Source organism: Paenarthrobacter sp. NyZ202 (genome assembly GCF_049860755.1).
Classification (GTDB): domain Bacteria; phylum Actinomycetota; class Actinomycetes; order Actinomycetales; family Micrococcaceae; genus Arthrobacter.
In genome coordinates, this window is the sequence record NZ_CP187556.1 from 1364885 (window position 1) to 1377298 (window position 12414).

A 12414-nucleotide genomic window follows, 5' to 3' on the forward strand; every position below is an offset into this window, starting at 1 on the left:
AAGCCCGTGGAGGGTCCACCCTGCCCGTCAGGCTGCAGGCCCGATATCCCAGGAAATATGCTGGCGCACGTCGGTCAGGTTCATGGATTCGGCCAGGAACAGGTCATCGAGCATGTACTCGTCAACAGCCAGGATTCTGAGCCAGTGCCCCTTGCCGCTGGTTTCCCCGTCAAGGGACTGGCTGGCAACGCAGACACCTGTCGCGGCATCAATCCTGATCAGTGTCCTCCCCGGATGGGCCAGCGGCTCGGCAGGATCCGAGGGTTTGTAGGTGCGTCCCCGGATCACCACGGTTTCGAGGGCGGGACGGCCCTCGTGGTCCACCATCCGGGGCTCGTCCATTGACACGGGATTCGCATCCGGGAACTCCAAGGGAGCCGGGGCGTTGCCGGCGAGTTCCACGGGATCCAGTGCGGCCGCCAGCCTCCCGTTGCCGAAGGACGGCTCTCCGTACGCGGCCTCGGGACGACGGCGGACGAGTCCGGCGTCGTCATGGACCGGAGTGACAAGGTGCGGCGGCAGCAACCACGAGCGCCGCGTCGCACTGACATACAGGTCATCCCGCGAATCGTTGATGCCGGTGGTGCTATGGAGCAGCTGACCGTCCGGCGTTTCGAGCCGAAGGGCTCCAGGACGCCTCAGCCACGCCCGCACGAGCGCTGCCCCGGTGCCCGGCCGTTCGAGGTATTCGAAGCGGAGGCTGTTCCATTTCCACGGTGAGGACCTGCACAGGTTGCGGAATGTGGAGGACGAGTCATTGAGGGGACAGCCCTGTGCGTTTGCAGGGTTGAATTCCGAACCAGTACCACCGAAACGCCCCATATCCACAGTTTACCTACGCGTCCACCAGTGCCGGGGGCCGGAATCGGGATAGCATCCGAGGGTGATCCGACGACTCGCAGAACTGTGGAATGCCTGCCCCGTGGGCTTCTGGCTGGTGCTGCTGGCGTGCGCCTACTACCTCGTCATGGCGGTACGGCTCACGGTCATCGATGTTCGCAGCCATCTGCTTCCCAACCGCATCGTCTTTCCGTCGTATGGGATCGCCGGCGTGCTCCTGCTCGCCGCTGCTGTGGCCGCTTTCGCGGTGCCTGGTACCGGGAGGGCTGCCGACGCGTCCCTGTTCGGAATTCCCGGGCTCGGTGTCATCGCAGGGGCAGCCGTGCTGTGGGTTTTCTACTTCGTGCTCAGGCTCATCCATCCGCCCGGTATGGGGTTCGGGGACGTGAAGCTTGCAGGCGTGCTGGGCCTGTATCTGGGGTACCTGGGATGGCAGCACCTCTTTGCCGGGACGTTTGCGGCATTCCTGCTGGGCGGGCTCTGGAGCCTGGCCCTGCTCCTCGCCCGGCGGGGAACGCTCCGCTCCGCGATCCCGTTCGGCCCCTTCATGCTCGCCGGTGCGGCTGCGGCCATGGTGCTGCTGCCTGCATGACGCCGTAAGCTGGCCCCATGGGTGCCCCTGAATTCGTGCTCAAACTGCGGGAAAAAATCGGCCACGACCCCCTCTGGCTGCCTGCCGTCCGCGGCGTGGTCTTCGACGACGACGGCAGGGTGCTCCTCTGCCAACGTGCCGACAATGGGCATTGGACCCTCATCACCGGCATCCTGGAGCCGGGCGAGCACCCGGCGCCGGGGCTCGTCCGGGAGATCTTCGAGGAAACAGCCGTGGTGGCCGAGACGGAGCGGATCCTTGGGGTTGGGGTGGTGGGGCCTGTGACCTTCCCCAACGGCGACGAGTGCGACTTCCTGGACATCACTTTCCGCTGCCGCTACATCTCCGGCGAAGCCACGGTCAACGACGACGAATCAGTGGATGTCGGATGGTTCGGACTGGATGAACTGCCGGATATGAGTGCGGGAAACCTCGAGGCGATACGGCTGGCCACGGAACCCGAAGGTCCCGTGGCCTACCAAACAGAGGACTAACTGCTACCGGTGTGCCGCCCCGGCGGTTGGACGGTCCTTGTCAGCGTCATCTACGGCCGCCCCGGATCCGGGGTTGGCTGAGTCCAGGCGCTCGGCCTCCAGGCGTTCTGCTTCGGCGCCACCTACTGCCTCGCCACGGGCCACCATCCCTGCCGTGTCGGAGAGGGGAATCTGCTTGAGCGTGATGGCCAGCAGCAGGGCGATTCCGATGAAGGGAACCAGGTACCAGAACACCGGTGCCAGTGAGTTTGCGTACGCGTTGACGATCGCGTCCCGGAGCTGGTCCGGCAATTGGGACAGTGCCTGCGGGTCGAGGGTGCTGGTGGACCGGGATGCCTGCTCCGCCGACGCGCCTGCACCGGTGAAGGCTTCCGTCAGGGACTCGGCCAAGCGGTTGGTGAAGATTGACCCGAACACAGCTACGCCCAGCGAGGCGCCAACCTCGCGGAAGTAGTTGTTGGTGCTGGTAGCGGTACCGATCTGGTCCGCGGGCACTGAGTTCTGCACCACGAGCACGATCACCTGCATGATCAGGCCAAGACCCGCTCCGAAGATGAAGAGCTGCACGCAGATGACGAAGATGGGCGTGTCCGCGGCCAGGGTGGTCAGCCACAGCATGGCGGCAATGGTCAGTGCGGCTCCCAGGATCGGATAGAGCTTGTACTTTCCCGTTTTGGAAATCCGGATTCCGGAGAAGATGGAGGTTCCCATGAGGCCCACCATCATCGGGAGCATGAGCAGGCCGGACTCGGCAGCCGATGTACCTGAGGACATCTGCAGGAACGTGGGCACAAAAGCGATCGCGGCAAACATGCCCAGGCCCAGGGTGAATCCGATGGCTGTGGCGTTGATGAAGATCGGGTTGCGGAACAGGCTCAGCGGAATGATGGGGTCCTCTGCCCGGCGCTCGGCCATGACAAAGGCGGCAGCGGCCACCACCATGCCCGCACCGAAGGCCCAGGTGAGCGGCGAGTCCCAGCCTTCCTCCTTCTTGCCGCCGAAGTCGGTGAAGAAGATCAGGCAGGTGGTGGCGGCGGACAGGAAGAGGACACCCAGGATGTCGATCTTCTTCTCTGCCTTCTTGTTGGGCAGGGTCAGCGTGAACCAGGCCGTGATGAAGGCTGCGATGCCGATCGGGATGTTGATGTAGAAGGCCCACTCCCACGTCAGGTGGTCGACAAAGAAGCCGCCCAGCAAGGGGCCGGCCACCGCTGACAGGCCGAAGATCGCACCCAGCGGACCCATGTATTTGCCACGCTCGTTGGCGGGCACGATGTCCGCAATGATGGCCTGCGACAGGATCATCAGGCCACCACCGCCCAGGCCTTGGATGGCACGGAAAATCACGAAGCCCCAGAAGTCGGTAGCGAAAGCACAGCCGACCGATGCCAGGGTGAACAGGGCGATGGCTACCAGGAAGAGGTTGCGGCGGCCGAGGATATCGCCGAATTTGCCGTAGATGGGCATGACGATCGTGGTGGCCAGGAGGTACGCGGTGGTGATCCAGGCTTGGTGTTCCACGCCGCCGAGCTTTCCCACGATGGTGGGCATGGCAGTGGACACGATGGTTTGGTCCAGGCTGGACAGGAGCATGCCTGCAATCAGCGCGGAGAAGATGATCCAGATTCTCTTCTGGGTCAGCAGCAGCGGTTCGGCCGCTTTGGAGACAGTACTCATGGGAGGTCCTTCGAAGGTTCTGCGGATGTGTCCAGCGGTTGTGAAAAGAGTTTCCGGGCGGCCGCGAGGTTCTGGTCCAGCAGCTCGCGGTAGGGCCTGGTGTTGTCCTGCGAGAAGAACTGCTGGGCTGTCTTCTTGCTGACGGCACCGAAGACTGCCGCCGCCATGACGATCTCCGGGTGGTCAGGGGACAATCCCTCCCGCGCGGCGATCAGTTCGGTGAATTGCTGTTCCTTCGCCTCGCCCTCCAACGTCATCCTGCCCAGGAGTTGGGGCTCCGCCTTGATGGCAGCGATGAGCTGGTGGACTTCGGCGCGGCTGATGGTGGAGCGTTCCACGATGTCCAGCGTCAGGCGGTAGAGGGCCGCCAGCAGCGTGCCGGAGATGCTGTCTTTCCGTCGGCGCGGATCCCGGTTGAACGACTCCAGCGCGTCGGGCGGCAAATCGTCGGAGAAAGCGCCGATCACGGCGTCTTCCTTTGAATGGAAGTAGTTGAAGAAAGTGCGCCGGGAAATGCCCGCTTCCTGGCAGACTTCCTCGACGGTGTAGCCGTTGAGGCCGTGGTCAGCGGTCAGGGAACGCGCGACGGCGGTGATCGCCTGCCGGGTGGCAGCGCGCTTGCGTTCACGCAGTCCGCCGTCAGTATTTGCACTATTTTCCACAAAGTAAAGTTTTGCACTTCTTAATTAGTAGTGCAAAAAGATGGCGGGGTGTCACTCCTCACATCCAGCAAGTACGACGACGGCCGGTACCTTCCGTGCGGAAGGTACCGGCCGTCGTCGTACTTTGGGTCTTGCTCCGGCAGTTATGCCTTGTGCGCCGGCGACGTCATGGTGGTGACGTCCAGGGCCTTGTCCAGGTCAGCCTCGGAAACTTTGCCCTCGCCTTCGCCGACGAAGCCGAGCTTCTCGGTAGCCTGGCGAACCGTCAGGCCTTCGTTGACAGCGAGCTTGGCGATCTTGGCGGCGTTTTCGTAGCCGATGTACTTGTTCAGCGGCGTCACGATGGACGGGGAAGCCTCGGCCAGGAAGCGGGCGCGCTCCACGTTGGCGGTAATGCCGTCGATCATCTTGTCGGCCATGACGCGGCTGGTGTTGGCCAGCAGGCGGATGGATTCAAGCAGGTTGGCCGCCATGACGGGGATGCCGACATTGAGCTCGAAAGCGCCGTTGGTGCCGGACCAGGCGATGGCGGTGTCGTTGCCGATGACCTGGGCGCACACCATGATGGAGGCCTCGCAGATGACGGGGTTGACCTTGCCGGGCATGATCGAGGAGCCGGGCTGCAGGTCCGGGATGGCGATCTCGCCGAGGCCGGTGTTGGGACCGGAACCCATCCAGCGGAGGTCGTTGTTGATCTTCATGAAGGAGATCGCGATGTTGCGCAGCTGGCTGGAGCCTTCGATCAGGCCGTCGCGGTTGGCCTGGGCTTCAAAGTGGTCGCGGGCTTCCGTCAGGGGAAGGCCGGTGTCGGCGGCGAGGAGTTCGATCACGCGCTCCGGGAAGCCGGCCGGGGTGTTGATGCCGGTACCGACGGCGGTTCCGCCCAGGGGAACTTCGGCAACGCGGGGGAGAGCGGCGTTGATGCGCTCGATGCCGTAGCGGACCTGTGCTGCGTAGCCGCCGAATTCCTGGCCCAGCGTGACCGGGGTTGCGTCCATGAGGTGCGTGCGGCCGGACTTGACGACGTCCTTGAACTCCGCAGCCTTGCGTTCGAGGGATGCTGCCAGGTACTCCAGGGCCGGGATCAGGTCATTGATCAGGGCCGAGGTTGCCGCAACGTGGACGGATGTAGGGAAGACGTCGTTGGACGACTGGGAAGCGTTCACGTGGTCGTTGGGGTGGACCACCTTGTCGCTGCCGCCGGCGGCGAGGGCACGGGTAGCGAGCTCGGCGATGACCTCGTTGGTGTTCATGTTGGAGGACGTGCCGGAGCCGGTCTGGAAGACGTCGATCGGGAAGTCGCCGTCGTACTTGCCGGTCGCAACCTCATCGGCAGCTGCAGCGATTGCCTCGGCGAGCTCGCCATCGAGCACCCCCAGTTCGGCGTTCGCGAGTGCAGCGGCCTTCTTGACGCGGGCAAGTGCCTCAATGTGGGCGCGTTCCAGCGTCTTGCCGGAGATCGGAAAGTTCTCCACAGCACGCTGCGTCTGTGCGCGGTACAGGGCGTTCACGGGGACGCGAACTTCGCCCATCGTGTCATGTTCAATACGGAACTCAGTGGTGGAAGTCATGGGGCTAGCTTATGGCGATTGCGGGCTCCACCGAAAACCCGGAAGGCAGTGCTACGTGCCCCGGCCACGGGGCCGGGGCACGTGGTCCTAGACCTGTCCGATCGCGGAAACAAGGGCCGCCTGGCCCTCATCGAGCTTGTAGGAGAGGCCGATCACAGCAACACGGCCCTCTTCGATGGCGTCGGAAATCACACGTGAGCTGTCTGCGAGCCGATCGGCGGTCTGCTTGACGTGTTCCACCACCATCTCGTTGACGTCTTCCTGGCCGTTGCGCTTGGCGGTCAACACCGAGGGGGTGATGCGTTCAACGAGGTCGCGGATGAAGCCCGGCGGCATCTCTCCGGTTTCCACGGCTCCCTTGGTGGCCGACACGGCGCCGCAGCTGTCGTGGCCCAGGATGGCGATCAGCGGAACCTTGAGTTGACTGATGCTGTACTCCAGGGAGCCAAGGACCGCGTCATCGATCACTTGGCCTGCCGTGCGCACCACGAAGGCATCGCCAAGACCGAGGTCGAAGATGATTTCGGCCGCCAGGCGCGAGTCGGCGCAGCCAAAGATAACGGCAAAGGGATTCTGTCCCTCAAGGAGGGAGGAGCGGCGGGAAGCATCCTGGTTGGGGTGCTGGGATTCGCCGGAAACAAAACGTTCATTGCCCTCGCGCAGGCGTTGCCAGGCCAGGGCCGGAGTCAGATTAGTAGGCACCTTATTACTTTACGGGGCCGGTGCCGGGGAGCGGGAAGTGTTGCGAAACGATGTCAGGCCGCGGGTGCGCTGCTTGCGGCAGGTGCCTGGTCCGCGGATTTCACGACGGCGGCTGCCAGCTCCGCGAACTCGTCCAGGCTGGCAGTGCCGCTCAGGATGATGGTGGTGCCGCGGTATTCGAGCACCATGCTGCGCTTGTCCTTGCCCGAATCCCGCAGTTCCCACTCCTGTCCGCCCGCATTCCTGGTTCCGGTCAAGGGCAGGTTGCCGGTCTGCTGGAGGATCCAGGTGGGATTGGCCTGCCTGGTCTGGGTGAGGCCGATAAACGCCTCCTTGGGCGTCAGGTAACCGACCTCCCAAGTGGGCACGCCGGTGGAGGTTCCCGATTCCCACCGCGCGTAGTTGGGGGTGAATGTGTCGCCCGTATCGGGTGTGACGGGTGTGAATCCGGCCACATCGCCGGCATTGCGCGCGGCAGAAGCAACGTCCACCTCCGGGCGGAAGCCTTCGCCCTTGGGCGCCGGATTCATCAGCACCACGGGAAGGAAAGCGAGGACACACAGCACCAGTGCAATGACCATGCCGATCACCGAAGCGTTGGCCCGCTTGGCGGCTTTTGCCGGAATGACGGGTTTGAACGGGGCATCGGTGGCATCCGGGGCGCTGTTCCGGTGTGCCTGCGCACCGGCGGGGTTGTTGCCGGCGGCTGGCTTGTCCTGCGTTTCACTCACCCTTCCATAGTCCCTTATGGCGGCTCCGAACACACAACCGGCAACCTCACCGTCTGTTGTCCGGGGCGTGGTCATCCAGCGACTCCGCGGCGGTGCGCCGACTATGATCGTTGGTAGAGGGGCCCCAGGTCGCCTCGTGCAACCGTGTCCGGTCCCGTGAATCGTCACTCGAAGAAGAGGTTCAAGTGTCTCCTGCACCAATGACCCAGCAGTATTCCACGATTTCGCCGTCGCTCGCCGTCGGCACTGACGAGCCAGACCGCAACCTTGCGCTGGAACTCGTCCGTGTCACTGAGGCCGCGGCCATTGCCGGTGGCCACTGGGTAGGTTTCGGCGACAAGAACAAGGCCGACGGTGCCGCCGTCGACGCCATGCGCTCATTCCTCCACACTGTCCACTTCAACGGCGTCGTGGTGATCGGTGAGGGTGAAAAGGACGAAGCCCCCATGCTGTTCAATGGTGAACAGGTTGGCGATGGCACCGGCCCTGAGTGCGACGTCGCCGTCGACCCCATCGATGGAACGCGCCTCACCGCCCTGGGCATCAACAACGCCCTCGCCGTCCTGGCGGTAGCCGAACGCGGCTCCATGTTCGATCCTTCGGCTGTCTTCTACATGGAGAAGCTCGTCACCGGCCCTGAAGCCGCCGACATGGTGGACCTCCGCCTTCCGGTCAAGCAGAACCTGCACCTGATCGCCAAGGCCAAGGGCGTGAAGGTCAACCAACTCAATGTCATGATCCTTGACCGCGACCGCCACCGCCCGCTGGTGGAGGAAATCCGCGAGGCCGGGGCCCGCACCAAGTTCATCATGGACGGTGACGTGGCCGGCGCCATTGCCGCCGCACGTTCCGGTACCGGCGTGGACGCCCTCATGGGCATCGGCGGAACTCCCGAGGGCATCGTGGCCGCCTGTGCCATCAAGTCCCTCGGCGGCGTCATCCAGGGCCGTTTGTGGCCCACCTCGGATGAGGAAAAGCAGAAGGCCATCGACGCCGGACACGACCTTGACCGGGTCCTGTCCACCAACGACCTCGTCACCTCGGACAACTGCTACTTCGCGGCAACCGGCATTACCGACGGCGACCTCCTGCGTGGCGTGCGCTACCAGAAGGACCGTGTGGTTACCCAGTCGATCGTGATGCGCTCCAAGTCCGGCACGGTGCGTTTCGTGGACGCAGAGCACCACGCCTCCAAGTGGGAGACGTACGCGCGCAAGTAAGCCCGTAAAACAACAGAAGGACGGCAGGAGCATCCTGCCGTCCTTCTGTTGTTCTAGCGGAGTTTGTCGCGGAGGCCCCTGGCCAGTTGGTAGGCGCCATAGCGGAGTTTGTTGACCGGAAGGTCCCACGTGCCGGGGTAGGAGACCTCACGGCCGCCGAAGGACTTCTTGAACGCCGTGAAACCTGCCCATTTGTGGTCGGGTTCGTCCTCTGGCGCCACGCCCCAGAGGTCCACATACTTGAGGCCCTTCTCCTTGGCATCGGCCATGAGCGTCACCAGCAAGGGGATGCCTGCGCTGAGTTTCCGGTGGGTGTCGTCAAGTGCTGCGTGGGCGTAGACGCGGGTATCGGCGGAATCGTAGGCGAAGGCCGCGGCGATTGGTTCGCCGTCCAGTTCGGCAATGAAGAGGGTTCCGGCGCCTGCGGGCAGCAAGGACTGTGCCACGGTGGCCAGGTACTCGTCGCTTTGCGGTTTGAAGCCGTTACGTGCCGCTGTCAGGTGCAGGAAGTGGAGCAGGATGGAAATGTCTGCGGGGTCCTGTGAGGAACGGAACGTCACACCCTTCTTGTGGATGTTCCGGTAGAGGTTCCGGTTGGTCGGCTTCATGCCGGCAAGGACATCCTTGAAGTCGCCGTCAAGGTCAACCACCCAGCTCAACTCGGGCTGCTGGTTGACCGGCGCCGGACGCAGCCCCCGGGCGCGAAGGAGGGGGCCGGCGTCGGACGCTGCGAAACCCGCGTCCACGGGTTCCATGCGGACAAATACGGCATGTTCCTTGCGGGCGAGCTCCACCAGGGCGGCCGTGGCGGCATCAAAGGCCGTCACCGAGGTGGCCACCGGGCCGTAAGGTGCGTAGATCACCTTGCCCGCGGGATTCTTCTCCTCGATGGCGAGGAAGCTCCACCCCGTGCCCGAGCGCTGGTGGACGCGTCGGCCCAGCGAACGCTGCACCTCTGCCCACGCAGGTGTCTGCAGGAAAAACTCCACGCCTACTTCACCAGCCCCGTGGTTACGGCAAAGGCGATGCTGGTCTCTGTGGCGCCCTGAACGGAGTGCACGTTCACGGGGTTCTCCACGTCGGGGATGAAGGCGGCATCACCGCGCTGGAGCCGGAGGTCGCTCTTCGGGGAGTCCAGCACCACGGTGCCGGCAACAACCACGACGACGGCCGGCCCGGACTGTGCCAAAGGCACCGGTTCGGCGCCGGGTTCCAGTTCGATGCGCTGCAGCTGGAACTCCTCGAACGGGGGCTGGTACAACTCCTGTCCGAACGGGGTGCGGACCGCTTCCACACGGGGAACACCCAGCGATTCGAAACGGACAGTCTTGAGAAGCTCAGGGACATCCACGTGCTTGGGCGTCAGGCCTCCGCGCAACACGTTGTCGGACGAGGCCATGACTTCCACGCCCGTGCCCTGGAGGTAGGCATGGACGTTGCCGGCCGGGAGATAGACGGCCTGGCCAGGCTGCAGGGACAGGTGGTTCAGCAGGAGCGAGATGAGGACGCCGGGATCACCGGGGAAGGCCTCATTGATGCCGACCATGGCGGTCAGGGCGTCCTCGTGCGGTTCCTGCGGGGCGCCTGCCCGGAGCACGGCCTCGATTTCCTGAATGGCCTCGGTGGCTTCCGTGCCGCCCTGGATGAGTCGGGTAAACGCTGCCCGGAGCGCTTCCTCTTCCACGGGCAGGCCAAGGTCGGAGATGACACCCTTGATGATCTCCGGAACATCCAGGGCCGCCGATTCCAGCACCGAAGCCAGATGTTCAAAGATCGCCCTGGAGGCAGCGGGGGACCTGAACCCGCACAGCGCCCGGAACGGGGTCAGGGCAAAAATCATCTCGGGCTTGTGGTTGTCGTCCCGGTAGTTGCGGTGGGCCGCGTCTGCCGCGATGCCCGCTGCGTTCTCCCGGGCGAAGCCTTCCCGCGCCTGCTCCAGGCTGGGATGGACCTGCAGGGACAAAGGTTGGTCAGCGGCCAGGATCTTGGTCAAGAACGGCAGCCTCGGCCCAAAGGCGGCCACGCTCTCCCCGCCCAGGAAATGCGCGGGGTCCTTGGCGATCAGTGCATCCAGCGGCTGGGTGACGCCATTGGGATGGATGGCCGTGGACGGCGAGTCAGGGTGGGCCCCGATCCACAGTTCAGCCTCCGGCCCACCTGATGCCGGCCGCCCCAGCAAGCCGGCGATCGCCGTCGTCGAACCCCAGGCGTAGGGTCGCAAAACATTCTCAATCTGGTACACGAAGGAAAGTCCTTATCGTCGCGCTGAACGTGGGATGGAGCGGCTGCGGGGCCTACAGCGGGGCGCACTGCCCGTTGGTTGCCACGAGGTCGCGGATGCCCTGCTCATCACCCTGGGCCTTGAGGCCATTGAGCAGCTCTTCCGTGATGAGGGTTCCATCGGGCGTGGTGGTGACCGGGGTGAAGTCAGTCGAACCCGGCGACGGCAGCTGTCCGGCAGGCAGGCCTGCAGCGAGGTCGCCACCGGCCATGACAGCGGATGCTCCCGGGGAGCCGTCCGTCACCAGGGAGTCATTCGCCTTCGGTGTGGCTGAGGGGGTGAGCAGTTCCTGCACCCGCGCGTGGATGAGGTCGAAGTCCGGCACGGTGGAGAACGACGCATCGAAGTCCGGCGGCCCGATAGTGAGGCGCTTGACGGGCTGGTTCTTGGACTTCAGGGCGAGGTCTACGAAACTGCCGAGCTGGCCGGAGGAGATGTTGGAGTCCACCACCTTGGTGCCTGCATTGGCAATGTCCTCGAACTTGGTCAGCAACGTGGCCGGATCCAACTGCCTGAGCATGGCTTGCTGCACGCACTGTTGGCGGGCGATACGGGCGTAGTCATCCACGAATTCACGGGACCGCCCGTACCAGAGCGCCTGGAAACCGTTGAGGTGGACGTCACCGGCGGGGATCCAGCCGTCGGGCATGCCGTGGATGCCGTTGGCCTCGTCGGTCACGGGACCACTGATGGGAACCCAGCCGCCGGCCTTGATGCGGATGCCGCCCATGGCGTCGATCAGCTTGGCGAAACCATCCATGTCCACCAGGACGTAGGCCTGGACAGTGATGCCAAGGGTCCCGGAGACGGCTTCAAGCGTTGCCTGCGCGCCGGGGTCGGCCACGCCCGGGTACAGGTCCTGGTAGTTGTTGGTGACCTCTGTATTGACGGCGTTGATCAGGCATTCATTGCCGCAGTTGTAGCCATCCGGGTAGACCTGGCGCATCGGCGAGTCCTCACTGAACTGCGCGTTCTGCAGGTTGCGGGGCACTGAGATGATGGCGCTTTCGCCGGTTTTGGCGTCCACGCTGATGACGGACAGGCTGTCCGGACGGCGGCCGGTCCTGTCGTCTCCGGCGTCGCCGCCCATCATGAGGAAGTTGTAGCGGCCGTCCACGGGATCGATGGCGGGGCCGGCATTGAAGATGCTGCCGATCGCATTGCGACTGACGTTCAGCACATAGGCCAGATATCCCAGTGAACCACTGGCGGCAAGGGTGGCCACCGCGAGGACCACGGCGATGATGGGCCGCATACCGGGGGCCAGGAGGGCGGGCCGGATGATGCGCAAGGTATTCAGGAACAGGAACGCCCAGCCCAGCGCCAAAGCCACCAGGACAACAATGATCACCAGCGACCCCACCGGATGGGTCACGATGCTCAACAGCATGGTCCGGTTTACCGCGGCGATGACCAGGGCCAGGATGCCCAGTGCCCATACGGTCAGGGTGACGCGCAGGGCCGTGCGCCCGAGCTTCCGGTCGCCGGCCACAATCTGGGCGCTCCCGGGAATGAAGAGGGTCAGGAGGACCAGCACGAAGGCGCGCTTGGTCCGTACCGGAGCGCTGGCCCCGGACGGATAGCGGACAGGATCAGTCAGGGCACCGCCGGACTGACTCGGATTCTTGTGCATGGTGGTCATCC

At 64.3% G+C, this 12414-nt stretch carries 12 protein-coding genes; 3 read left to right on the plus strand and 9 right to left on the minus strand.

Annotated features, from left to right (window positions below):
• Positions 1-27 precede the first annotated feature (27 nt).
• Positions 28-822 (minus strand): hypothetical protein, encoded by a 795-nt coding sequence (locus ACPFL9_RS06485; protein ID WP_426006497.1) that lies wholly within the window; start codon positions 820-822, stop codon positions 28-30.
• 61 nt (positions 823-883) lie between these two features.
• Here ACPFL9_RS06485 and ACPFL9_RS06490 point away from each other — a divergent pair, with 61 nt between their 5' ends.
• Positions 884-1432, plus strand: coding sequence for a prepilin peptidase (locus tag ACPFL9_RS06490; protein WP_426006498.1), 549 nt, complete (start codon positions 884-886; stop codon positions 1430-1432).
• Positions 1433-1449: 17 nt separating this feature from the next.
• On the plus strand, positions 1450-1926 hold the full coding sequence (locus tag ACPFL9_RS06495) for an NUDIX hydrolase (protein ID WP_426006500.1): 477 nt from the start codon (positions 1450-1452) through the stop codon (positions 1924-1926).
• A gap of 3 nt (positions 1927-1929) precedes the next feature.
• Here the strand turns inward: ACPFL9_RS06495 and ACPFL9_RS06500 are convergent, their stop codons facing one another.
• The 5 genes from ACPFL9_RS06500 to ACPFL9_RS06520 all read right to left on the minus strand — a co-directional run bounded on the left by ACPFL9_RS06500 (position 1930) and on the right by ACPFL9_RS06520 (position 7269).
• A complete protein-coding gene (locus tag ACPFL9_RS06500) occupies positions 1930-3603 on the minus strand; it encodes an MDR family MFS transporter (protein ID WP_426006501.1) in 1674 nt (557 codons plus the stop codon).
• The gene (locus ACPFL9_RS06505) at positions 3600-4265 is read right to left on the minus strand and encodes a TetR/AcrR family transcriptional regulator (RefSeq protein ID WP_426006503.1); all 666 of its coding nucleotides are present in this window, start codon (positions 4263-4265) and stop codon (positions 3600-3602) included. The genes ACPFL9_RS06500 and ACPFL9_RS06505 overlap by 4 nt, the downstream gene beginning before the upstream one ends.
• A gap of 143 nt (positions 4266-4408) precedes the next feature.
• On the minus strand, positions 4409-5836 hold the full coding sequence (locus ACPFL9_RS06510) for a class II fumarate hydratase (RefSeq protein ID WP_426006505.1): 1428 nt from the start codon (positions 5834-5836) through the stop codon (positions 4409-4411).
• A gap of 87 nt (positions 5837-5923) precedes the next feature.
• Entirely contained in the window at positions 5924-6538 is a 615-nt protein-coding gene (locus ACPFL9_RS06515; protein ID WP_426006506.1) for a carbonic anhydrase, read from the minus strand.
• A 53-nt stretch (positions 6539-6591) separates the two neighbouring features.
• A complete protein-coding gene (locus tag ACPFL9_RS06520) occupies positions 6592-7269 on the minus strand; it encodes a DUF4245 domain-containing protein (RefSeq protein ID WP_426006507.1) in 678 nt (225 codons plus the stop codon).
• A 200-nt stretch (positions 7270-7469) separates the two neighbouring features.
• Here ACPFL9_RS06520 and glpX point away from each other — a divergent pair, with 200 nt between their 5' ends.
• Positions 7470-8489: a class II fructose-bisphosphatase gene (glpX, locus tag ACPFL9_RS06525; protein ID WP_426006508.1), complete on the plus strand. Its 1020-nt coding sequence runs from the start codon at positions 7470-7472 to the stop codon at positions 8487-8489.
• 53 nt (positions 8490-8542) lie between these two features.
• On the opposite strand, the gene ACPFL9_RS06530 is transcribed toward glpX, so the two are convergent.
• The 3 genes from ACPFL9_RS06530 to ACPFL9_RS06540 are packed head-to-tail and all read right to left on the minus strand — an operon-like array spanning position 8543 to position 12412.
• On the minus strand, positions 8543-9478 hold the full coding sequence (locus ACPFL9_RS06530; RefSeq protein WP_426006510.1) for a lipid II:glycine glycyltransferase FemX: 936 nt from the start codon (positions 9476-9478) through the stop codon (positions 8543-8545).
• Positions 9479-9480: 2 nt separating this feature from the next.
• A complete protein-coding gene (gene manA, locus ACPFL9_RS06535) occupies positions 9481-10731 on the minus strand; it encodes a mannose-6-phosphate isomerase, class I (RefSeq protein ID WP_426006511.1) in 1251 nt (416 codons plus the stop codon).
• Positions 10732-10783: 52 nt separating this feature from the next.
• Positions 10784-12412, minus strand: a complete 1629-nt coding sequence (locus tag ACPFL9_RS06540; protein WP_426006513.1) for an LCP family protein — start codon at positions 12410-12412, stop codon at positions 10784-10786.
• Between the last annotated feature and the right edge of the window lie 2 nt (positions 12413-12414).